At 70.2% G+C, this 21,749-nt stretch carries 18 protein-coding genes; 8 read left to right on the top strand and 10 right to left on the bottom strand.

All coding sequences use genetic code 11. The annotated features are described in order from the left end of the window. The first annotated feature begins 132 nt into the window (after nucleotides 1–132). From ACFC79_RS37370 to ACFC79_RS37350, 5 genes are all read left to right on the top strand, one after another. The gene (locus ACFC79_RS37370) at nucleotides 133–567 is read left to right on the top strand and encodes a hypothetical protein (RefSeq protein ID WP_376249620.1); all 435 of its coding nucleotides are present in this window, start codon (nucleotides 133–135) and stop codon (nucleotides 565–567) included. A gap of 532 nt (nucleotides 568–1,099) precedes the next feature. Then, a complete protein-coding gene (locus tag ACFC79_RS37365) occupies nucleotides 1,100–2,629 on the top strand; it encodes a transcriptional regulator, XRE family protein (protein WP_376249618.1) in 1,530 nt (509 codons plus the stop codon). Between the two features lie 42 nt (nucleotides 2,630–2,671). Continuing rightward, nucleotides 2,672–3,697 (top strand): asparaginase, encoded by a 1,026-nt coding sequence (locus ACFC79_RS37360; protein WP_376249616.1) that lies wholly within the window; start codon nucleotides 2,672–2,674, stop codon nucleotides 3,695–3,697. Next, nucleotides 3,697–4,272 carry a PPC domain-containing DNA-binding protein gene (locus tag ACFC79_RS37355; RefSeq protein ID WP_376249614.1) on the top strand — a complete coding sequence of 192 codons (576 nt, stop codon included), beginning with the start codon at nucleotides 3,697–3,699 and terminating at the stop codon, nucleotides 4,270–4,272. Before ACFC79_RS37360 ends, ACFC79_RS37355 begins: the two co-directional genes overlap by 1 nt. After that, entirely contained in the window at nucleotides 4,269–4,790 is a 522-nt protein-coding gene (locus ACFC79_RS37350; RefSeq protein ID WP_376249612.1) for an NUDIX domain-containing protein, read from the top strand. Before ACFC79_RS37355 ends, ACFC79_RS37350 begins: the two co-directional genes overlap by 4 nt. Before the next feature lie 168 nt (nucleotides 4,791–4,958). Here ACFC79_RS37350 and ACFC79_RS37345 read toward each other — a convergent pair whose 3' ends face one another. Next, on the bottom strand, nucleotides 4,959–6,053 hold the full coding sequence (locus tag ACFC79_RS37345; RefSeq protein WP_376249610.1) for a phosphotransferase enzyme family protein: 1,095 nt from the start codon (nucleotides 6,051–6,053) through the stop codon (nucleotides 4,959–4,961). A 587-nt stretch (nucleotides 6,054–6,640) separates the two neighbouring features. On the opposite strand from ACFC79_RS37345, the gene ACFC79_RS37340 reads away from it, so the two are divergent. Continuing rightward, a complete protein-coding gene (locus ACFC79_RS37340; protein WP_376249608.1) occupies nucleotides 6,641–7,030 on the top strand; it encodes a hypothetical protein in 390 nt (129 codons plus the stop codon). A gap of 80 nt (nucleotides 7,031–7,110) precedes the next feature. Here the strand turns inward: ACFC79_RS37340 and ACFC79_RS37335 are convergent, their stop codons facing one another. From ACFC79_RS37335 to ACFC79_RS37300, 8 genes are all read right to left on the bottom strand, one after another. Next, nucleotides 7,111–8,109 (bottom strand): thioesterase domain-containing protein, encoded by a 999-nt coding sequence (locus tag ACFC79_RS37335; RefSeq protein ID WP_376249606.1) that lies wholly within the window; start codon nucleotides 8,107–8,109, stop codon nucleotides 7,111–7,113. Beyond that, a complete protein-coding gene (locus ACFC79_RS37330) occupies nucleotides 8,106–9,122 on the bottom strand; it encodes a beta-ketoacyl synthase N-terminal-like domain-containing protein (protein ID WP_376249604.1) in 1,017 nt (338 codons plus the stop codon). Before ACFC79_RS37330 ends, ACFC79_RS37335 begins: the two co-directional genes overlap by 4 nt. Then, a complete protein-coding gene (locus tag ACFC79_RS37325) occupies nucleotides 9,119–10,249 on the bottom strand; it encodes a beta-ketoacyl synthase N-terminal-like domain-containing protein (RefSeq protein WP_376249602.1) in 1,131 nt (376 codons plus the stop codon). The genes ACFC79_RS37330 and ACFC79_RS37325 overlap by 4 nt, the downstream gene beginning before the upstream one ends. Then, nucleotides 10,246–12,039, bottom strand: a complete 1,794-nt coding sequence (locus ACFC79_RS37320) for an AMP-binding protein (protein ID WP_376249600.1) — start codon at nucleotides 12,037–12,039, stop codon at nucleotides 10,246–10,248. Before ACFC79_RS37320 ends, ACFC79_RS37325 begins: the two co-directional genes overlap by 4 nt. Nucleotides 12,040–12,167: 128 nt before the next feature. Further along, nucleotides 12,168–12,965, bottom strand: a complete 798-nt coding sequence (locus ACFC79_RS37315; protein WP_376249598.1) for a nucleoside 2-deoxyribosyltransferase — start codon at nucleotides 12,963–12,965, stop codon at nucleotides 12,168–12,170. 72 nt (nucleotides 12,966–13,037) lie between these two features. Then, complete coding sequence (locus ACFC79_RS37310) at nucleotides 13,038–13,793, bottom strand: uracil-DNA glycosylase family protein (RefSeq protein WP_376249596.1); 756 nt, start codon at nucleotides 13,791–13,793, stop codon at nucleotides 13,038–13,040. A 90-nt stretch (nucleotides 13,794–13,883) separates the two neighbouring features. Next, nucleotides 13,884–15,170 (bottom strand): methyltransferase domain-containing protein, encoded by a 1,287-nt coding sequence (locus ACFC79_RS37305; RefSeq protein WP_376249594.1) that lies wholly within the window; start codon nucleotides 15,168–15,170, stop codon nucleotides 13,884–13,886. Further along, nucleotides 15,167–16,309, bottom strand: a complete 1,143-nt coding sequence (locus ACFC79_RS37300) for an aldo/keto reductase (protein WP_376249592.1) — start codon at nucleotides 16,307–16,309, stop codon at nucleotides 15,167–15,169. The genes ACFC79_RS37305 and ACFC79_RS37300 overlap by 4 nt, the downstream gene beginning before the upstream one ends. A gap of 1,080 nt (nucleotides 16,310–17,389) precedes the next feature. Here ACFC79_RS37300 and ACFC79_RS37295 point away from each other — a divergent pair. After that, nucleotides 17,390–19,330 carry an ATP-binding cassette domain-containing protein gene (locus ACFC79_RS37295; RefSeq protein WP_376249622.1) on the top strand — a complete coding sequence of 647 codons (1,941 nt, stop codon included), beginning with the start codon at nucleotides 17,390–17,392 and terminating at the stop codon, nucleotides 19,328–19,330. Nucleotides 19,331–19,681: 351 nt separating this feature from the next. Here ACFC79_RS37295 and ACFC79_RS37290 read toward each other — a convergent pair whose 3' ends face one another. Beyond that, nucleotides 19,682–20,026: a helix-turn-helix domain-containing protein gene (locus ACFC79_RS37290; RefSeq protein WP_376249590.1), complete on the bottom strand. Its 345-nt coding sequence runs from the start codon at nucleotides 20,024–20,026 to the stop codon at nucleotides 19,682–19,684. A 188-nt stretch (nucleotides 20,027–20,214) separates the two neighbouring features. Between ACFC79_RS37290 and ACFC79_RS37285 the strand changes: the two genes are divergently transcribed. Continuing rightward, nucleotides 20,215–21,447: an IS110 family transposase gene (locus ACFC79_RS37285; protein WP_376249588.1), complete on the top strand. Its 1,233-nt coding sequence runs from the start codon at nucleotides 20,215–20,217 to the stop codon at nucleotides 21,445–21,447. The last annotated feature ends 302 nt before the right edge of the window (nucleotides 21,448–21,749 follow it).

Genomic DNA, 21,749 nt, shown 5'->3' with positions numbered 1-21,749 from the left:
CGAGCCGGGGGCGCTACCGGCTGACTCTGGAGGACTTCGGACCACCGTTCCGGCAGGAGGAGGGCCCCGTTCACTTCTACTGCCTGAAGCGCTGAGCAACTCAATACCCGCCATCTGAAAGGCAACCGGCACGTGACCACACCCAATCAGGGCGCCATCTTTCGGCTTCCCCCCGACTCGCCGCTCGCCCTGGCCGTTTCCAAGGACTGGGGCCTGCTTCCCCTGCGCGTCCCGAGCGGCTGGAGCGTTGTCAAAAACGCCCTGCGGGCCCGGCGGCTACCGAATGGGAAGATCGAAACCAATGATTCAGAGGACCTTTACTGGGCGCAGACTGCACCACCACCGTGGCTGACCGAGCAGGAGGTGGCGGAGCGGGGCGGTCTGGAGGCTCGGACGATCAGCATCGACTTCGGCTACTACTGCACAGGCTTGCGCGTCGTCGTCCTCGACCCCGACTGGGACCATGTGCGGGCCTCCTACACCACGTCCGACCTCGACGAGCTCGTCACCACCCTGGAACGCTGGATGTGGACGATCACTGTAAAAGGCGAGCTCCCCCAGTCATAACTCCCCAACCACGTAGGACAGTTCGCCAGTGTTGTGACCAGGTCGGCGGATGGGCGGTGACACCCATTCGAGGACCTGGGCGGCCCGGCCGGTCGATTCCGTCCTGCTGCACGGTATCGAGCTGCCCGGCCAGGTGTCGCTGCGGGCTGCTGCCGGGTGTCAGACATACTTACGTCCGGCCTTCGCAGCCGGGCAGATCACAACCCCGGACAGCGGCCAGCCAGGCGGTGATCCGCGCCCGCCGCTGGCCGGTGGAAGGATCCGACGCAGCGCCGGTTTGCTTCCTCGCGGGGGACGCCGTGAATCCGGTGCTGCCGCTCTGTGGCTGCCACCAGCCCATAGACGCCGGACGACAGATGCCCAACATCCGGCCGCGCTCTCGGAACGATGCCGGTGTGCTCGGCGCCCGGGGCACCTCCCCTGGTAAGCCGCCCTCTGCGGGACTTCATCCGGCGGCTGGAGCCGCCGACGACGCAACTCACGAAGGACGATCATGGACCTCTGCGGCTCTGGGGACATCAAGGAGGACGACATGACTCACCAGGGGGAGTCACGGGCCCGGACCGTCGTGCCGCTCCTGTCTCACCTGCTGGACGCTCCGGAGCTCAACTGCGCTTCACCGAACAAGTTCCGGGTCCTCTGGCCGATCATGGCCGATGACGCCGCGAAAGCGTTACAGGAGCCGCGACTCGCTAGGGTCCGACCCTCCCCAGCTACCTACAAGAGGTGGCTGGCCGGCACCCACATCCCCCGCGGAGACCTGCGCGCCATCCTCGAGGCCTACTTCGGCAAAAAGGTCGAGGCGCTCTTCCAGCTCGTCCCCGTACGCGACTTCGTCCACCCTCGTCCGCTGGACCGAAGGTCGCGCACCGCAGTCCGAACCCTGGACTACACCTGGCCCACCTCCCGGCACGTCCCCGGTGACCCAGACGCTGGCACCTTCGGGAACTGGGAGCTCGCCGGCGGACGGCACTTCGACGGCACTTCGATCGGTGTGCAGATCTATGAAGCTCAGCCGAGCGGCGACGTCATGGAGATCAGCTCCGCAGACCGCCCCCACCTGGAGACCTTCGTCCGCTCCTCCCGCAGGGGCGTCATCCTGGCCTCCCCCGGTGCCGCAGGTGGGTCAGGCCTATACGTGATGGACGCCGCGCTCGCCCGCCAGAATCTCGTGGTGGGCCAGGACCCGCGTGTACCGCTCGCCTACGAGCTGGACGACCTGGTCTACGCCATCATCTGGGCGCTGCACGTCATGGACGACGGCCTGCTGGCGGACGACAACCCGCTCTTTGACCGTGCCGAACAGCTTCGGCACTACGTCAGGATCAGCAACTCCGCGCCGTCGCGATCCGAGATGCCCGACCTGTCCCCCATCGGCGCCGCGTGGCTGGGCTCCAGTCTCTGCGCCCAGTACATCGTCCGCCATCTCGGCGACCTTCCCGAGGTGCCGGCGTTCTGGACCCGCGAAGCCACCGGGGAGGAGTGCGCACCCTGGCTTCTCTTCAAGCACAAGCACGACTACCTGCAGAACGTCGCCGATCGCTTCGCGGGACCAGGGAGCGCGCTCGGTCGCGCGTTCTGCGTCCCCGAGTCCGTCGTCCGCTCCAGCGAGACATATGAGCGAATTCTCCTGTTCCTCACGATCGCCATGATGGAGATGTACGGCGTCAAGGTGTGGCTGACCGCGGAGCAGGAGTACCAGGAGGTCGAGGGGTTTGTCCTGGCGCGCCACCAGGCCATCCTCGCGAACTGGGTGCGCGGGGAGTCCGTCTGGCGGGTCGCCACGACCAGCGCGCGCCGGGAGGTCGCCCCCTACCAGGAGGTGATCGGCTACGCACGGGCCCACAGCCTGGTCGACGGGCCGACGCCGGCGGTACGGCTCGCGGCCTTGGCCGACTACCTCGACCTGGACTGGACCTGGTTGACCGGCCGGTGCCGGAGCCTGACCGAGGAGGGGCTCACCGGCATGCTGCGTCCGCGCAGTCGCCTGCTCACCCTCGGCGCGCTCGACCGGACCCTGTGCTTCCTCGGCAGGCTGGGCGGCCCCGCCGACGGCCGATAGGCTCAATTCGCCCTGCTCCACCCCCGATTCGAGGACTGCGCGTTGACGAAACCAAGCTCCCCTCCCACGGTGCTCGTGATCGGCCTCGGCGGAACCATCGCGATGACCCCCACCACCGCGGAGGGCGCGGCGAAGCCCACGCTGAGCGCGGAGGACCTGCTCGCGGCCGTGCCGCAACTGGCCGCCACCGGCATCGTCGTCAAGACGCAGTCGTTCACGGCCAAGCCGGGCGCGTCCCTGGCGCTCGACGAGATCGAGGGCCTCGCCGGCCATCTGCGGGCCATGGACAGTCAAGGCGCCTTCGACGGCTTCGTCGTGACCCAGGGGACCGACACCCTGGAGGAGACGTCGTTCCTGCTGAGCCTGCTGTACGGGGGCAAGACGCCGGTGATCGTCACGGGCGCGATGCGCGCCCCCTACCTGGCCGGAGCCGACGGGCCGGCGAACCTGCTCGCCGCGGTCACCGTCGCGGCGGGCCCTCAGTCCCGCGGTCTGGGCGTCCTGGTCGTCTTCAACGACCAGGTCTTCGACGCCGCGCGGGTCCGCAAGATCCACAGCACCAACACGAACGCGTTCGCTTCGCCCGACACCGGCCCCCTGGGCACCGTGGCCGAAGGCCGCCTTCGACTCCTTGCCGTCCCGGCGCACAAGCCCCTGCCCCTCCCCGCGGCGACTGCGCGCCCGGCCCGCGTCGGGCTGTATACCGCATCCCTCGGCGACGACGGCAGCCTGCTGGCGCCGCTCCTCGAACAGGTCGACGGCATGGTCGTCGCCGGCTTCGGAGTCGGCCACGTACCCGCCGCCTGGGTGCCCGTCCTCCAGGAAGCCGCCCAGCGCATCCCGGTCGTCCTCGCCTCCCGCACCAGCGGGGGAACCACCCTCACGCACGCGTACGGCTTCGACGGCTCGGAGAAGGACCTCCTGGACCGGGGCCTGATCGGTGCCGGCCACCTGGACCCCTACAAGGCCCGCCTGCTGCTGACGGTCCTGCTGCGCAGCAGCGCCGACCGCAGCGCGGTCATCGCCGCCTTCGCTCCGGCCGGGACGACACCGGAGGGCCGTGGCTGATGCGACACGCGGAAATGACGATGGGGCGCAGCTTCGCGCTGGCCTTCGACGACGGCGACGACTTCGTCGCGGAGCTGACCGGCTTCTGCACCGAGATGGGGATCCGGCAGGCGATCATCCCGATGTTCCTCGGCGGGTTCCGGCAGGTGACCTTGGTGGGGACGAACGGCCCGCTGGAGGACCCGGAGGCACCCGTGTGGGACGAGACGGTGCTGCACACGGTGGAGGCCGTCGGCGCGGCCACCCTCGCCTGGAGCCCGGAGAACGACGCCCTCGCCCCGCACATCCACGTCGCGGTCGGCCGCAAGGACCTCGCCGCCGCCAGGAGCGTGTCGCACCTGCTCCGGGCGCAGGTGCAGTTCATCCAGGAGATGTTCCTCCAAGAGGTCCTCTCCCCCCGGACGGTGCGACCGCTGTGCGGACCGCACGCCGTCCCAACGCTAGGTTTCGCCCCGCGCCCCGCGCCCCGCGACCGGGGCCCTGTGATGCCGTCGGGCACGGCCCGGCATCCCGTGAAGCCGGACGTGCCGCCGCACACCGGTGATGTTCAGCGCCCGGCAGGAGCCAGACCTTGAAGACCTGCGACAACGCCTCCGTTGGCATCGTCATCACCGGCCGCCACGGCCGCTACCTCATCTTCGATCGCGCCACCTTCCCCGTCGGCGCGGCACCGGCCGCCGGTCACATTGACGACCACGGCAGCGCCGAGGACGTCAGCCGCGCCGAGGTCGAGGAGGAACTCGGCCTCACCGTCACCAGCCTCACCCGCGTCACCGGTGGCTGGCGGGACAACCGGTGCCGCCGCCGTCCCGGCGCCCGCGGCACCGGCCACGACTGGACCGTTTACCAGGCCACCGTCACCAGCGACCTCACCCCGAGTGCCCGCGAGACCAAGAATGTCCGCTGGATTGCCCCCGACGCCCTGCAGGAGCTGGCAGACCGCACGGTTGCTTACGCGCAGGGACGCGTGACGGACGCCGAGTTCGAGGCCGCGCCCGGCGTCGAACCGGTGTGGATGCAGTGGCTCGCCGACATCGCCGCGATCAAGGTCAGCCCCGACGAGCTGCTCCAAATGGAGCTGCTCACCCGATGATCTCCGCCCCGCCCCGACCCTTAACCTACGTGGCCCCGCCGCTCTCCGGGCGGCCGCGCCGACAGGTGCCCCTGAAACGCTGCCGGTACGGCAGGCCCGGGCGGGCAGGGGAGTCCGCTGTGCAGGACTGCGGGCGGGGCGAGTACGCCGGCAGCGAGGGTCCGCGGCTCAGCGAAGAGCGTCGCGCAGGACCCGCTCCAAGGCGGGCAGTTGCTCCAGAATCGTCAGCGCGGCCGCGTGGCGTGCCTGTGCGTAGGACTCGAGCGCAGCGTCGACGAGGTGAGGTCGGTCTACGGGTGCCGACAGGGGGAAGGCCGAGCAGAGCATGGCGGCGCAGCCGACGCGAACTGAGGACAGGAGGTCGGCCATGGGTGCCGAGGGGTTGGCGTCTCGGTAGGCGAGGGCGAGGTCGGTGTAGCCCGTGAGCCACTTCTCGACGCCGTGGGACTGGAAGCTCTTGGGGTCGCAGCCCAGGCGCATGAGTTCCCAGGCGAGGTAGCCGGCTGTGGGGGGTCCGAAGTCCACGAGCGCGGCGACGTCGTCGTTCCGCAACAGGACGTTCGGGCCGGCCAGATCGCCGTGCATGACTTGGACGGTCAGCGGTGGAAGCCCGACGAGGACGTTCTCGACGTCCCCCAGGACGGCGTGCCGCTCCCGCGCCGCTTGCAGAGCCCAGGCCTCGAACGCCCCCAGCCTGGGTTTGCGCTGGAAGGCGAAGATCAGCCTGTCGAAGCGGTCTCGGGCAGTGGCGACGTCGCAGATCGCTGCACCGGGTTCCAGCGCGGGTGCGGCGGCGGGGTGGGTGGCGAGCCGGCGGTGAAGACGGCCCATCGCTTCGCCGACCGCGGGCCAGCGTGCACCGGTCAGGGTGCCCTCGGCGGTCTCGGTGTGCGGCACGTACGACCACAGGGACATCGGCAGCCGCCCATGGGTCGCGATGAGTTCGTGGCCGCGCGTGCGGGTCGCCCGCGCGGTGGCGACGCCCCCGTCGGCGGCGTACTCGGACAGCTCGACCGACGCCAGCTCCAGATCCAAGTTGCTGCCCACGCGGTAGACCTTGCCGAAGTGCTGACGGCCCGCCTGGTCCACGATGGCGTAGTTGTCCGTCGCGGTGCCTTCCGGGATGCGCGTAATCTCCGCCGGGCGCAGTCCGTACGCGAGCACCAGCGTCTCGGCGATCGCCGTGATCTGCTCCGGCGTGCCGGAGGCGGGAGGCGCAGCGGCGGGGCGGCCGGGGCGCGGCTGGTGGGATGCGGTGGACATGATCTCCTCGTTGACATGCACAGCGGACGTGGTCAGGAATCGGGCAGCTGCAGCGATCAGGGCGGGCGTAGGCGCATCGCAGGCCCGGGGCGCCGGTGAGGTGACCGCACCAACCTCGATTCCAGCCGCATCCTCAACGGCTGGCAGGCGGCCTGGCCGTTCGGTGAGCCGAGGCTGGCATACCACCGAGGTCCTCCCCGGTGGGCAGCCTTCGTCAACGCGGTCGGCTGGTCGTTCTTCGCTCGTTCGGGTTGCGGCAGTCTCCGTGCTCGTCTCGGCACCGCCACCGGCTGCCGACAGGGGATCGGCTGACGAGGCCGACACCGGGGCACGACGCCGCGGACAGCGGCTGCTCGGGGCGGCAGCCGGGCAGGCCGCGGCGGCTCTTCGTGGCGCTGAAAGCCAGGGCGGCCTTGAGCCGGCCGAAACTGCGGCCAGGTGGCTGACTGGCTAAGCGCCACCGGGCAGGGATCTCCGTCGCATAGAGTGCGGGCGCGGGTGTGTTCACGGTTCGCCGTAAGGCGAACTTGGGCGCCTTCGTACTCGTCGCCGCAGGCATCCCTCGGGCAGCACCACCAGGAGGAACAATGTCGTCCCCGCAAGTGATCACCCCCGAGGAGAAGCTCGCCGAGGCGAAGGCGCAGCTGAACTTCCCGCAGATCGTCGCGATCTGCGGTTCCACCCGCTTCATGGCCGAGATGGCCGAGGCCGAGGTGCGGGAGACCGAGGCCGGGCGGATCGTCGTCAAGCCGGGCTGCGACCTGAAGTCTCCGCACCCGCTCTGGTCCGATCCGGTCGAGGCCGAAGCGCTGAAGGTTCGGCTGGACGCACTGCACCGGTCGAAGATCCTTCTGGCTGATGAGGTGCTCGTGGTCGGCGACTACATCGGTGACAGCACCCGGTCCGAGATCACCTACGCCCGGTCGCTGGGTCGGCCCGTGCGGTTCACGCACCCCGAAGTCGACCCCGACGCCTGAACGCCCGCCAACACGCCCTCCGCCGCCTCTCCGTCGAGGTTGATCGTCTGACGGGCGCCGCGGCGCCACGGCGAGCGGACTCAAGGCGCTGCGGGTCGCATCGCGGCCGTGATGGCAGCGGTGAGCTGCTGCGGGTGGTCCAGCAGGTAGAAGTGGCCACCGTCGTACCTCTCGAGTCCGCGGAAGTCGGTCGTGAGCGCCTGCCAGGCGAGGAGTCGGTCCTCGCCGATCAGCGCGTCGCCCCTGCCGGCGAATGCCGTGAGCGGGACGGGCAGCGGCTCGGGGCTGCGGGGTGCGGCCCAGGTGTTCACGAGCTTGAAGTCGGCGCGGAACACGGGGGCGAACTTGCGCCAAACATCGTCGTTGTCGAGGAGCTGCGGTGGGCTGCCGCCGCCGCTGCGCAGCCAGGCGCGCAGTTCGTCGTCGGCCATCAGGTGAGGGCTGCAGCCGCCGGCGTCGCCTCCCGGGGCGCCGTAGGCGGAGACCCCCAGCCAGGCGGGCAGCGCGCCGCGCTCTCGGAGGAGCCGGTGGGTGAGCTGGTAGCCGATCAGGGCGCCCATGCTGTGGCCGAAGAACCCGAAGGGCCGGTCGAGCAAGGGCGCGATGGCGGCGTGGAAGCAGTCGACCAGCTGCTCGCAGTCGTCGATCAGCGGAAGGGCCTGGAGGCTGCCGCGGCCGGGCACCTCCAGCAGGCACAGTTCCCAGTCCTCGGGGAAGAGCTCCGCCCAGCCCCGGTAGAGCAGGTGTGACCCGCCGGCGTGGTGGAGCAGGAACAGGCGCGCCGCTGGGTCGCTCACCGGCCTGGGTCGGATGAGCGGGGAGGGCGAGGTCGCGCGGTTGAGCTTCGAGGTGAGGAAGGCATGCAGCTCGGCAAGGGTGGTGACGCCGCTGGCCGCCACGGCGTTGTCCGGGACGCCGAACGCGCTCTCCACGCGGGTGGAGATCTCCAGCATCATCAGCGAGTCGATGTCGAGCTCGTGGGCGAAGTGCGCATCGTCGGTGACCTCTTCGAGCTCGGTCTCCAGCACGCCGGCTATCAGGGCGCGGAGCTCCTCGATGGTCACGCTCGCGGTGGTCATGAGTGTTGTCCTCGTTCCTGCGTGGACGGGCGAAGGGCTCGCGGCGGGGTCAGCAGCAGGGCGGCAGTCGCGTCGTGGCGGGGGCCTCCGGCGGTGGCCAGGGCGTTGCCGGTGGCGCCGCTGGCCAGGTGGGCGGCCGCAGCGGCGCATTGCAGGACGCCGAGCGCCCCGGACAGCGGGCCCAGCTGGGATTCCAGGTCGATCCGGCGCGCGGCTGCGAGCAGGCGGCCCGCCGTGGTGTCGGCGGGCTCTGCCCCGTCCGTGAGCCACAGTCCGACGGGGCCTTCCGCGGGCGCGCCGGTGGAGACCAGCGCCTCGGTGAGGTTCCGGGTCCGTGCGCAGCCGGTGATCGCGGCGCGGGGCCGTGCGCCCCGGGAAGCGGCTGCGTCCACGGGCTCCAGGACGACGGCGACCGCCGCGTCGGTGGACTGCTCGCCGAGGATCTTCGTCGCCACGTGGTTGCCTGGCTCGACGCCGACGACGATGGCGGCCTCGGCGCGGCCGGCGACGATGAGGTTCCGGGCCCAGGTCACAGCGTCCAGACCGCTCGTTGCGCCGTTGCTGACGGTCAGGTTGGGGCCTCCCAGCCGGTAGCGGATGGCCACCCAACCGGCGATGACGTTGCTGGACGTCTGCGGCAGCCCCAGGGGGCTGAGGCCCGTGACACCCGCAGCGGCGATGGTGTCGACGGCCCCGCAGACACCGTCCGCATTGCCGAAGTTGGTGCTGACCACGACGGCGGTCCCGCCGGCCGCGCCCGTGAACAGGCCGTCGGCGTCGGCCAGAGCGGCGTCGTGGAGGGCGAACTCGGCGGCGCGAAGGGCGAGCCGGGACGCCCGGTCCTTGTGGCGCAGCTCCCGTCCGACCAGTCCGGTGACCGGGTCGAAGCCGCCCTCCCCCGGCAGTAGTCCGAAGAGGTCGCCGGGCGTTGCGACGCCGGGAAGCGCCAGCCCGACGCCCGTAACAACGACCTCCCGGGCATCCGCCCCTCTCCGCGTGCTCGTCATGGTCATCGGATGGCCTCCACGATCGCGACGGCGTTGATCCCTCCGAAGCCGAACGCGTGGACCTGGGCGAGGCGCAGGTCGGCGGTGGTGGGGCGGCCCTGCACCAGGCCCAGTCCGGCGGCCTCGGGGATCGGGTCGGCCAGGCCCAGGACCGGGGGGACCGTCCCGCTCTTCATGGCGAGCACCGCCATCACGAGGCTGAGCAGTCCCGAGCCGCCCATGGTGTGGCCGGTCATCGCCTTGATCGCGGTCATCCGCGGACCGGCGCCCGCGCCCTGGAAGACGTGGCGCAGGACGCTCGACTCCGTCTTGTCGTTGAGGGGGGTGCCGCTGCCGTGCAGCATCACCAGGTCGATGTCGCCCGCCCGCACCCCCGCTCTGGCGTAGGCGTCCCGTACTGCGCGGGTGATGCCGTCGGGGTCGGGCGCGGTGGCGTGGTGGCCGTCGCAGTTCATGGACACGCCGCGCACCCGGGCGTGCACGGGCCCGGTGCCGGTGCGCTGGACGACGACGGCCGCCGCGCCCTCTCCCATCAGCATGCCCTTGTGGGTGGCGTCGAAGGGGCGCAGCGCGTCGGGGAGGTCGTTCTGCACCCGGTCGAGGGTGCCGAAGCCGCTTTCGGTGGCGGCGTCGGTGCCGGCGACGATGACGGTGTCGGCCAGGCCGAGGTCGATCATGTCGGTGGCCATGCCGAGCGCGTACAGCGAGGCGGAGCAGGCGTTGGCGAAGGTGTACGTGGTGCACGCCCCGAACTCCGCCTTCAGCGCGGTGCCGAAGTGTAGGTCGTCGACGGCGACTTGCGCCCCGTCGCGCCACCACAGTTCGAGGCTTCGCTGTTCGCGCATGGTCGTGCCGACCAGCACGGGTACCTGGGCCAGGTCCTCGCCCAGGCCCGCTTCGGCGGCTGCCTGGCGGACGACGGTGGTCAACCAGCGGGTGGCACGCCCCGGCAGGTCGACGCCGGCCTCGGGCCGATCGTCGATCTCGTAGGCGTAGGCCGCCCGGTACTTGGCCGGGTCGAACGCCTTCAGCGGCGTGCGGCTCTCCTGGCCCGCGCAGAGCGCGTCGAAGATCTCTTCCGGGGTGGCGCCGATGTTGGCGATGGCCGCCATGCCCGTGATGTCCCACGTCATGCTCGGCTGGCCGCCTTCCTGAGCTCGAAGGCGGCCACCTTGCCGGTCGAGGTGGTGGGGAGCCGGTCGAGGAACTCCAGGCGGGCGGGCCGCTTGTAGGTGGCGAGACCGCCGCGTATCGCGGCGAGCACCGCGCGCCGCACCGCGGTCACATCGGATCCGGGCTTGGCCACCAGGTACGCCACCGCCTGCTCTAGGCCGTCGGTGTCGCGGCCGCCGACCACCACGCAGTCCTGGACCCCGTCGACGCCGCGGACGACGCTCTCGATCTCGCTGGGCACGACCTTGTGGCCGCCCAGGTTGAGCACGTCATCGGAGCGGCACAGGTGGGTGAACGTGCCGTCCGGCGCACGTCGCACCACGTCGCCGGTGTACGCGCCGCCGTCGGCGAAGGTGGCCGCCGCGGCTTCCGGTCGGCCGATGTAGCCCAGGGCGACGGTCGAGCCGGCGATGTGCAGCCGTCCCTGCTCTCCGTCGGCGACGGGCGTGCCGTCCGCCGCGCGGACGGTCGCGGTGGTCCCGGGCACCGGCACTCCGAAGGTCCCTGGCCGGTCCTCTCCTGGCGGGGTGCCGACGACGATGTAGAGGACCTCGGTTGCGCCGAGGCCGTTGAGCAGCTCGGCGCCGAAGGCGGTGCGGATCCGCTCACCGAGCGGGCCGGGCAGGTTCTCGCCCGCCGCCACGTACAGCCGCACGGAGTCGACGCTGCCGGGGGCGAGCTCGTTCCCGGAGGCGTTCAGCAGCGCCGCGTACAGCCGCGGGACAGAGAACAGGACGGTGGGCCGGTAGTGCTGCAGCGCGGCAGTGAGGGAGTGGACGTCGACGGTGCCGCTGATGAGCGCGACGCGGGCGCCGGCCGCCAGGGGGCACAGGACGGAGCTGCCGAAGCCGAAGCCGAACGACATCCGGGCGCTGGACAGCACGGTGTCCTGCTCGGTCAGCGCCAGGACCGTGCCGACGCCGTCGACCATGGCCGCGACCGCGCCCGCCGAGTGCCGCACCCCCTTGGGCATACCGGTACTGCCGGAGGTGTACTGCACGAGCGCCTCACCGCCCGCGCTCCACACGGCCGCGGGTCCGGCCTGCTCGGGCTGGCGCGCAGGGCCGGCCTCCGCCGTCGCCAGGCCGGTGCGGACGTCCGCGCCGGCGAACCGTGTGGCCGTGGCGAACAACTCCTCCAGGACGAGCTGCCGCGCGGGGGTCGCGTCCAGGTGCACCACCGCAGCGGCGCAGTCCTCCGCGATGTAGCGCACTTCGGCGTCGGTCAGGATCGGGCTGATCACCACGGGGACGCAGCCGTGCCACCACAGGCCCAGCACGGCGGCCACGGTCGCCACGGAGTCGTCGGCGACCAGCAGGCCGCGGGTGCCCGCGGGCACGCCCGCGACCCTCAGGGCGCCCGCGTACCCGCGGGCCGCCTCCAGCAGCCCCGCGTAGGTGACCTCCCCGGCCTGGGGGTCGAGGTAGGCGGTCCGGTCACCGTGACCGGAACGGACGCGGGCCGCCACCAGGAGGTCGATCAGGTCGACGTCCTGGCGGGTCCTCGCCCGCTTCGCGAGCACGGCCACCGCGGCGTCCAGGCTGGTGAAGGCGGCCGCCTCCTGGGCGGACAGGGGTCCGTACTGGCGCTCGACCGCGACCACGACCTCGGTCTTCTCCAGAGAGCTCATGCCGAGGTCCTCGTAGAACAGGGCACCCGGCTCGATGGCGTCCTGGTCCACTTCCAGGACCGAGGCCACGATCTCCCGCAGCCTGTCGCGCACCGTGTCGATCATGTCGATGGGTTCCACCAGCGGAGAGTCCCTTCCGTATCTACGTAGCCGAGCAGCGGGATCGGGATGGACGAAGAGCGTGAGCCGAAGGCGTGCCGTCGGGGCGGTGACCACCGGGACGCGGGCAGCCCCGCAGCAGGGTGTTCTCAGGCCCCCATGCCGACCTCGCAGGGGAAGGAGACGGACACGCCCCGGGGCTCCTCCGTGAAGATGACCCTCGTGCCGAGCGCGGACGTGAAGCCGAGCTCGAACACGGTGCCGCTTCCGACGCGACCGCCCGGGTTGCACACGACGACAGCGTCGGCCTGCCGGAACGCGTCCATGTGCACGTACTTGTGCCGCCAGGTGTCGCGGTGGTTCTTCAGCTGCTCCTGGTAGTCGAAGAGGATGAAGTCGGTGCCCTCGGTCTCCGGCTTGATCCTGGTGCTGCGGGGGCTGAGCACCTCGGTGCCGCTCTCGCGCAGCCGGGCGATGGTGGCCTCGATGGGTTCCAGCGACTGCTGGAAGCTGCCGCAGACGACGGCCGTCCGGAACTCGCGCCGGACCAGGCCTTCCACCATCTCCTCCGAGCCGGAGGCGGAGGCGGAGGCGGAGGCGGACATGGCCGTGTCCCAGTAGAACTGCTCGAGATCGGGCCCCACGATGTTGAAGTACAGGCCCGTGTCGACATAAACGCTGTTGACCAGGGCGGCCGCCTCCGGCTGCGGCAGCTGCTGGAACACCCCGGTGGCGTGTACCCGCGTGGTCTTGTTGTCGACGGTCTCGGCGTACTGCGTGAGCCCGGCGCAGAACTCGCCGACGCGCTCCGCCAGCGCCTGACCGTCGAGGCCGGCTGCGAACGGGAGCGGGTCCTTCGTGAGCAGGTCCAGCGTCCCGCCCTGGTGGCGGTGGACGCTGACGTGTTCCGAGCCGAAGTGGACCAGGTTCCTGCCTTCTGACACCACGGTGCTGTTCTCCTTCTTCTCGATCCGTCGCGGTGCGTGCCCTCAGCCGGATATCGGCCGAGGACACCGCTGCTAGTGGCTTTCTCCGCGGAGAGCACGGAGGTATTTCTCGACGAACTCGTCTTTTCTGTCGCTGTTGTACTGCGTGATGAAGCGCGGGTGCTCCAAGGGAACGATCTCCTTGAAAAAGCCCCGGTCCTCGTTCACTTTCGTGAGGAATTTGAAGTTGCCGCTGCTGCCGATGCTGTAGCACACCGAGGTGTCGGTGCCGAATTCCAGCTGACGCTCCAGGGAATCCACGAGAAACCCTTCCAGGGCTTTCAGCAGTTCCTTGTTCTCGTAGTAGTTGCCGTTCGCCTCCCTGCCCTGGGGATTCGTCTTCACCAGGCCGAGCGGGCACACGAAGCTCATGACGAAGTCGGCGTAGAACCGCGGCCGGCCCCCGTAGCGCGCAATCACGTCGTGCAGGAACCCGGCAGAGGGCCGGCTCACCGTGTAGCCGTCGGAGACGTCGACGCCCGTGTCGCTTTCGAGGAGCTTGGCGTCTTCGAACGGGACCCCGGTCACGGCCGTGCCCCGCCGGGCGGGCGAGCTGCCCAGGACCAACCGGCGGGGCCTGTCGTCGTCGTAGTACCGGCGGTAGAACCCGGTCGTCACCTCGCGGACGCGTTCCCTCTGGGAGCCTGCGAACGGGTTGACGGCCCCGAACCCGGGCGGCAGTTCGAGCGTCACCTCAGCGAGTCTCTCGTTGAACTGCAGAATGCGATCGGCAACCGTCGTTCGCCCGTTCATGGCGCAAGCCCTTCCCTTCACACTGCCCCCCTCCATGTCCTCCTCCGGCCGCCCGGCCGCCCGACCGTCCCGGTCTGGCGTTCCCGTGCAGCGGGCGCCGCACCGAGAGCCGGGCGGGCGGAGGCGTCAGGCGGTGACCGCCGACAGGTAGATCTCGGTACTGGTGGGGAGCATTCGAACATCCTTGAATCCAGCGATTTCAAGCTGCGCACCGACCGAATTCGCCGTTTCCATTCCGCGATAGAGGTCGACGAATTCAGTTCCGGGGATTATCAGCCCAGGTACGACGCAGCCGCGCTGAGTATACAGAAACCCGTTAGCCACGGAGACGATAATCACGGCGCCGGGCTTCAGTACCCTGTGCGCCTCCGAGGCAGCTGCGGAAGTGTCGAAGAATGACGAGTTGTACGTCCTCAAGGAGACGTACAGATCGAAACTGCCGTCCGGCAGGGCAGACAAGTCCTCGGCGCTGGAGACGACGGTCCCCGAACGGGGCATGCGCTCGTGTACGTGCGCGAGGCCGCTCTCGGCGATGTCGGCGAAGGTGATCCGCGGGCAGTCTGCGAAGAGGACCTCCGCTTCGTGGCCGGCGCCGACGCCGACGTTGAGGATGCCGAGGTCGGACAAGGGCTTGCTGGACGCCCCCCGGTAGACCGCCGTGAAGTCGTCGGCCCAGCCCGGGTTGGCGGTGCGGGCGTCGTACGAGTAGTCGTAGGTGCTGTACTTCGCGTCGAATGCCGCGGCCAGAGCGTCGCCGACGGCACGGTCCGCCTTCTTGTACTCGGCCCCGTACCGTTGGCAGATGAAGTGGGCGAGCGCTGCCCTCCCCCGGTGGGTGTTGACGTCGTCCTTGGTCAGCGCGAAGCCCATCGCCGTCAGCGTGGTGGTGACGGCGTCGCTGATGCGGTGGCCGGAGTAGTGGGGGTTGCACTCGATGCTCTGCTCGCTCGCCGCATAGAGGGCCTGGTTCTGGGTCAGGATCTGCCGCTGGAGCTGGTCGGGGAAGCGGAGCACGACGTGGCCTCGCTCGCTGGCGGGATCGCCGCTGAGGTAGCTCGTCAGCGCGGGGTCCGGCAGCCCGATGTGCACCGTGTCGATCCGCGTGTCCGCCAGGAGTTCGGCCAGCTCGAACGACCCGTCCGCCGCCAGGGTGTTGATCGTCAGGTAGAGGCTGTGCGCGCTGGAGGCTCCGAGTTCGCGGATCTTGCGCTGCAGCGTCCGGAGCCAGGACGTGCCGTGCTCCTCGCCGTCGAAGGCGGAGCAGAGGAGCCGGCCGCTCTCGGAGACCAGGGCCGCGCCGACCCGTCGGCCTGGCTGGGGCCGCTGTTGTGCAAGGCCGATGGCGTAGGCCATCCAGGTGGTGTTGTCCGGGCTCACGGTGTCGTCCCCTTGGTGGTCCGCATGGCTCGTCATCGCTCCTCGGCTTCTTGGGCGGGCCGCCCTGCGCCGGGGGTGCACGGCACAGATGCCGTTTCCTTGGAGCGGGGCTGGCCGGTCTCCTCCAGCTCGGCGCGCAGGGCCGCGAAGGCGGCGTCGACGAATTCGTGGTCCGCTTCGCTCAGCTCGGGCCGGAGACCCTGGTAGTTCGCCGCCACCTGCTGGGGGCTGGTGAATCCGGCCAGGACGATCGAGTCCGGGCAGCGCCGGAGGCAGTAGTGGAGGGCGACCCGGACCAGGTCGTGCGCGGTGGAGCCGAATCGCTTCCGTAGGGGCTGCAGTCCTCGCTCGACGGCAGCCAGGACCGGCGCTGTGAGGTGCGAGCGGACGTCTCCGGGGCCGAAGACCGTACCCGGCCGGTGCTCGCCGGTGAGCGGGCCCAGCCCCAGCGGCTCGGTGACCACGGTGGCGACGCCGTGGCGGCGGGCGAAGTCGAACGCGTCCTCCTCGCCGCAGTCGCCGGCCTCGCGCCCGGGTGCCGGTAATTGGCTGAGGGGGCTGAAGGAGGTGACGATGACCTTGGGGTCGAACTGCTGCACGAGGAAGGTGAATCGGGTCGCGCTGCCCCGGCGGCGGTCGCATGGGCGCACGGAGACCGCCAGCCGGTGCGGCGCCCGTATGCCGAGCGTCTTGACCCTGCCGAGGTCGCGCAGGGCCTCCAGCGTCTCCCGCGCCTCCTGGAGGAACTCATCGCGGGGGCCGAAGTCGACGTGGTGCAGCGTCAGGACGTCCAGCGATTCAACGCCGAGGTTTTCAAGGCTCTGCTCCACCTGGCTGTGCAGGTTCAAGGAGCGGTAGGCGTTGACGCCGGTGCCCCGGAAGGCCCCGACGGTGCTGGTGATCCGGACGCTTGCGCGAGGCACCTGGGCCAGCATGCGGCCCAGCAGCCGTTGGGAGTGTCCGAGGCCGAAGGCGTCCGCAGTGTCGAAGACCGTCGCTCCCTCCGCGTGGGCTTGCAGGAGGGCGTCGACCGCACGGGCGTCGTCCACGGCGGCCCAGCCTGCGGCGCGGCCCAGGTTGGTTGCCGGTCCCCCGATGGGCCGGCAACCGGCACCGAGGGGGTGCTCGTCCCATCCGGCGACCAGGCGGCGCCGGGGCAGGTGTGAAGCGGACACGACGGGGCTCGCTCTCATCGCGAAGGACAGGGCTCCAGCTCAGCTCGCCGTGGTGCAACAGAGCGCTGAGGAAGTGGTCCCGGGAATCTGAAGAGACGTGGGGCGCAGCGCGGCTCTCGTCAGCCCCGCTCTCACCGTCGCATTCCTCTGAACGAGAACTCCAGCTGCCCACCGGCTCATATCGGGGGTCATTCCGACGAAGAGACGGCCTACCTACCAGCAATTGGCCCAGAAATGACCAGATTTGGGGCTGCTCGCTATGTCGAGGAAGGCGGAACGGAATGACCCTCGACATGAGCCCCCGTGGACCTGGCCCGGTTGATAGTTGCAGGGCAGGCTGGTGATCGGCTCCCCAGCGGTCAAGGCGTGCCGGCAGTGCTACGTGCCCAGCGCCGCCCCTGTCCCCCCATCGCCTCCAGCTCCCGGGGCTTCGGACGTCAAAACCTTGCGGTCACCCTGGTCTCCGATGCTCCGGTTCCACGCCCCCGAGGCCCTCACCCGGAATTGGGACTTCGCTCGCCGAGGGTGCTGTCCCGGTGCCGTGGCACGCACCGCGGTGCCGGTTGCCGACCGCTGCGAGAGCTTGTGGAGGTGAAGAGGGAACCTCATCCCGGTCGAGGTGATGGCCGCCCGTGCGATCCGGTGCCCGACGCGGATCTCCGCCGAGTACAGCACGCCGGCGGTGACGAGCACCGGGCAGATCCGTCGCGTCAGCCTGCCGCAGGAGGCGCAGTGGTTGCGTCAGCTGTCAGGTCTCTCACGAGTAGCGCCCATGGTCGGCGGTGAGCGCAGGCCCTTCCACAAGGGCCGTGGCGTACTGGAAGTCCCGCACTCTGCAAGTCCGCCGGGCCCGATGCGCGCCAACGCGTCCGCTGGTGTCCGGCAGTTGGGAACCTCGGCGATTCGGCCAACTGTCGCTGGTGGCGGTGCCGTTGCGGGAGCTGGGTCGGTGCCGTTTCCACGGTTCCTCGAACGCTTCATCCCGGGACTTCAGGACCGACCGAAAGACGTGTGTTCGATATCGGGGGCTGCGTCGTTGAGCCTCGTGAACCAGCCGTGACGACCGACAGGGGGATCGACTTGACCTCGGGCAGCACAGCCGCACAGCCGAGCACGGACGAAGCGGAGGGAACTCCACCGGACAGCGGAAGCACGGCGCAGGAGGAGGAGTTCCAGTACCGGGACGAGTCCCGGCTCCAGGCCGGCGCGCAGATGACGACGACCACGATGGCGCGACGCCTACCCGTGCTGGTGCGCCGGTCGCTGCGGATGGCGTGGCAGGTGGACCGGGCCGCGACGGCCGGGCTGCTCGCGTGCCAGATCGGCACCGGCGTGCTCGCCACGCTGGGCCTGTTCGCCGTGACCGGCACCCTCACCGCGCTGATCGCCTCCGGCGACATCACCGAACGGCTGCGGGAGGCGGCGCCGCAACTGGCCGTCATCGCGGCCGCCGCAGGGCTGCGCGCCCTGCTGGGTGTCACGGTGACCTGGCTGACCGGGCGGCTGCGGCCGGTGCTCGCCCGGGCCGCGGAAGTCAGCATGGTCGAAGCGGCGCTCGGCGCCGAGGCCGCAGCGAACAACAAGCCGGGCTACAACGACCAGTACGACATCGCCGACCGCGGCGCCCAGGTCACCCCCGACCTCGTGGAGGAAGCCCAGGACGTGCTGGCCGCAACGGCCACCCTCGCCGCCGGCGCGACCGTCCTCACCGTGATCCACCCGATTCTCCTGCCTCTGCTTCTCCTGGCGTGCCTGCCGCAGGCCGCCGCCTATGTGCGCGCGGCCCGCGTGGTGTACCTCGCGGGCCTGGAGACGTCGGGGCGCCGGCGGATGCTGCACAAGCTGCGCTGGCACATGTCCTACATGGAGTCCAGCGAGGAGATGCGGGCCTGCCTGGCCGGCCCGTTCCTCCTCGGCCACTACCGGCGGCTGGCCGCCTCCGTCAACATCTCCGAGCGGGAGGCCGCGAACACGGGGGCGTGGATGGGCTTGGCCGGGGCGGCGGCCGGCGGAGTTGCCTCGGCGGCGGTCTGGGTGACTCTGCTGTGGCTGCTGGTCTCCGGCCGGATGGACCTGGCGGCGGGCGGCGGCGCGGTCTTCGCTCTGCAGACGGCGACCGGCTCGGTGCGGGGCGTCATCAACGGAGGCGCGCGGCTGGTGCGTACCGGTTGGTACGTGCAGGACTGGCAGAACTTCATCGACAACGCCCACGGGCAGGCGATGGTGACCTCCCGTGGCTCGGAGGTGCTGTCGGCGGCTCCGGAGCGGTTCGAGGTCCGCGACGTCACCTACCGGTACGACGGTGCGGACAAGGACAGCCTGGCCGGGGTGTCGCTGACGGTACGGCGCGGGGAGATCGTGGCACTGGTCGGGGAGAATGGCTCGGGGAAGACAACGCTGTCCCGGCTGATCTGCGGGCTGCTGCTGCCGACCTCCGGGGAAGTGGCCTGGGACCACAAGACCACCGCCTGTCTGGAGCCGTGGGAGGCGTGGAAACACGTTGCGGTGGCGCCGCAGCGGTTCACCTACCTGCCGCTGACGCTGCGCGACAACGTGACCCTCGGGCAGGGTGACACCAGTGATGCCGCGCTCATGGCGGCCTGCGAGGCGTCCGGCGCCGCGGACATGCTGCCCGAGCTCCGTTCCGGCCTCGACACCCTCCTGACCTCCGAGTGGTTCGGGGGCCATCAGCTGTCCGGCGGGCAGTGGCAACGCGTCATCCTGACCAGGGCCTTTCACCGGAAAGCCCAACTGCTGGTGATGGATGAGCCGACGGCCGCCCTCGACGCCCGGGCCGAGCACCATGTGTTCACCGGCCTGCGGGACCTGGCCAAGGACCGGGCCATCCTGCTGATCACGCACCGACTCGCCAATGTCGCGGTGGCCGACCGGATTGTCGTTCTCGACCGGGGCCACCTGGTCCAGGAGGGCACGTACGCGGAGCTCACCCGCGAACCGGGGCTCTTTCGAACCTTGTGGGAACTGGAGCAGCGCACCGGCGGTGCGCCCGGTCCCGCCTGAGTCCCTGCCGCCGCCCTGAGCCGGCCTCGGCCGGCCACGGACGCCCGTGGCCATGGCACTGGGCGAATTCCTCTGCCCAGTGCCGCAGTGAGGTTTCCCCGCATCTCGGGGGAACCTCACAGGCCTACGGTGCGGTCGACCAGGGTGTTGTCCAGGTCGAAGAGGGCCAGGGACGGCGTCGGTCCGGGACGGGGCGGGTGGGGGGTGCTGACTCCTGGGTGCGTACACAAAGGGGACAGTAGCGACTAGTCCGGGCCGTGATGGGTCAGATCGTGGATGTGCCGGCCCAGTGCCGCGCCCGTTCCAGGGACAACCGCTTCTACGGTATCGCCGGCTGTGGTCGACCTCATGTCAAAAGCGCGGAGGGGGCTCCTGTGATGATTCGGGCGGGAAGGTGTTCCACAGGCCGGAGGGCCACAGGCTGGCCTGGAGTGCTACTTCGAGGCGGGCGATGGTACCCAGGTCGGGCAGTACCTCACCGCGGGCGATCCTGCCGATGGTGTTGTGGGACATGCCCGATAGACGCGCCACGGCGCGGTCACTCAACGACCGCGCCGTCATGACGTCGGCGAGCCTGCGGGCCAGGGCGACTCCGTAGTGGGCGGTGAGAGGTGCGCCGGGCGCGAGGGTGACGTCTGGCCAGAGGCCGTGAACTACGTGGTCTGCGGGGGCGGTGTGCCGGGGGCTGCGTGGCACACCCACCCCTTTCGTCGTCCTGCGAAACCGGTCCTTGCCGGTCATGCTTCCGCCGCAGGCTTCCGGGCAGTCACGCAACCCACCGATGGACCATGTATGGTCCACTCGAACGGGTGACAAAAGATGCGCCCGAGACGAGAAGCAGGCGGAGGTCGCCCGCCAGGGAGGGTGCCGTGGTATCGGCAACCATGTATGCAGCCGTTGACTGGTCAGACCGCTGGCTCGACTGTGCGGTCGTCGCCCGGAACGGACATCGGCTCGCCCACCGCCGCATCACCTACAAGGACACCAACGACCCGGTTGGTGATGTCCAGGAACTGCTCCGCTCCTGCAACCGGACAAGATGGCGCACCATACCCATCGGCACGGAGGACCCCGATGGGCTCGTCTTCCAGGCCATGGAGGACGCAGGTTTGACGGTCATAGGCATCGATCCGATGCTCGCGGCCCGCGCCCGGAAAGCCACCACGCTGGGACTGACGAAGTCGGACCGGGCTGACGCCTTCCTCCTGGCGGAGATGCTCCGCACCGGAGGCGACCGGTTCCGCCCCGTCCCCCGGAGTTCGCCCCAAGCCCAAGCCATCCGCATCCTGGCGCGAGCACAGGCCGCAGCCGTCAAACGCCGCTACCGCGCCCTCCATCAACTGCGCGCGGTGCTCGTCACCTACTACCCGGCCGCTGTCACAGCCTGGCCGCGCCTCACTCTGCGTCATGCACAGGCCCGCGCTGTCCTCGCCGCCGCCCCCACACCGACCCAGGCCGCCGCAATGTCACGCGGAGAATTCGCCCGCATCCTGCGAGAGGCCGGCCGGTGGAGGACAGTCGACGACGAAGCCGAACGCCTCAGCCTGCACTTCAGGCGCCCGGCCCTGCGCACGCACCCCGCGGTCGAAACAGCCAGGGGAGTCGAGACGATCGGCGTCCTGAACACGCTGAACCACGCCTGCGACGCCGCCGACCAGCTTGCGGAGCAGACAGCGGAGGCCTTCATCCTCCACCCGGACGCCGCCCTGCTGACCTCCTTCCCGGGCATCGGACCGCTGCTTGGGAGCCGCATTCTGGGAGAGATCGGGGATACGCGCGAACGGTTTCCCACGGCCCGCAACCTGTGTGCGTACGCGGGCGTCGTACCCGTCGTCTGGGCCAGCGGCCTCTCCCATCGCGCCTCCCACAGACGATTCGCGAACGAAATGCTGCACAACGCGATCTGGCAAGCTGCCTTCTGCTCATTGACCAAGTCGCCCGGAGCCGCAGCGTACTACCGGCAACGCCGCGACAAACGCGGTGAGACCCACAACGCAGCCCTGCGGAACCTCGCGGCACGACTGCTCCGTGCACTTCACCACTGCCTGGCCACCCGTCTCCTCTATGACGAAGCCCTCGCCTTCCGCGACACCAACTCGGCGCACCGGACGGCGTAGTCCGTACCCCCGTGTCCGGTGGCGGAGGAGGGATCCGGATGTGTGCATGCTCCGGATCCCTGCCCTGCCACCGGCCAATGGCAGGAAACACGGGCACGGGCGGACAGAGCGGGAGACGCCCAGTTCATCCCGGGCTTCGAGCCCCTGCGTGGGAATGGCGCCCGCAGTGCTGTTCGCCCGTCCCTGGACCCAGCACTCCGGCAACCTTGAGGTTCCCCCGCTGTGTGGGAGTGGATGACTAGCTGGTCATGGCGGGTTGACGTGGTTTCAGGTTCACTGGTTCGGTCGCTGCCTGGTCGGCG

Origin of the sequence: Streptomyces sp. NPDC056061 (assembly GCF_042266885.1) — a bacterium.
In the GTDB taxonomy this organism is placed as follows: domain Bacteria; phylum Actinomycetota; class Actinomycetes; order Streptomycetales; family Streptomycetaceae; genus Streptomyces.
Note: the sequence above shows the minus strand (reverse complement) of the source record. Positions and strands in the feature narration are given on the sequence as shown.

What these genes read in the sequence shown, in the direction of transcription:
- ACFC79_RS37340 (WP_376249608.1), top strand. Translation starts at nt 6,641, where the DNA reads ATGTCGTCCCCGCAAGTGATCACCCCCGAGGAGAAGCTCGCCGAGGCG.
- ACFC79_RS37330 (WP_376249604.1), bottom strand. Translation starts at nt 9,122, where the DNA reads ATGACCATGACGAGCACGCGGAGAGGGGCGGATGCCCGGGAGGTCGTT.
- ACFC79_RS37285 (WP_376249588.1), top strand. Translation starts at nt 20,215, where the DNA reads ATGTATGCAGCCGTTGACTGGTCAGACCGCTGGCTCGACTGTGCGGTC.
- ACFC79_RS37305 (WP_376249594.1), bottom strand. Translation starts at nt 15,170, where the DNA reads ATGACGAGCCATGCGGACCACCAAGGGGACGACACCGTGAGCCCGGAC.
- ACFC79_RS37325 (WP_376249602.1), bottom strand. Translation starts at nt 10,249, where the DNA reads ATGACGTGGGACATCACGGGCATGGCGGCCATCGCCAACATCGGCGCC.
- ACFC79_RS37345 (WP_376249610.1), bottom strand. Translation starts at nt 6,053, where the DNA reads ATGTCCACCGCATCCCACCAGCCGCGCCCCGGCCGCCCCGCCGCTGCG.
- ACFC79_RS37355 (WP_376249614.1), top strand. Translation starts at nt 3,697, where the DNA reads ATGCGACACGCGGAAATGACGATGGGGCGCAGCTTCGCGCTGGCCTTC.
- ACFC79_RS37310 (WP_376249596.1), bottom strand. Translation starts at nt 13,793, where the DNA reads ATGGAGGGGGGCAGTGTGAAGGGAAGGGCTTGCGCCATGAACGGGCGA.
- ACFC79_RS37335 (WP_376249606.1), bottom strand. Translation starts at nt 8,109, where the DNA reads ATGACCACCGCGAGCGTGACCATCGAGGAGCTCCGCGCCCTGATAGCC.
- ACFC79_RS37365 (WP_376249618.1), top strand. Translation starts at nt 1,100, where the DNA reads ATGACTCACCAGGGGGAGTCACGGGCCCGGACCGTCGTGCCGCTCCTG.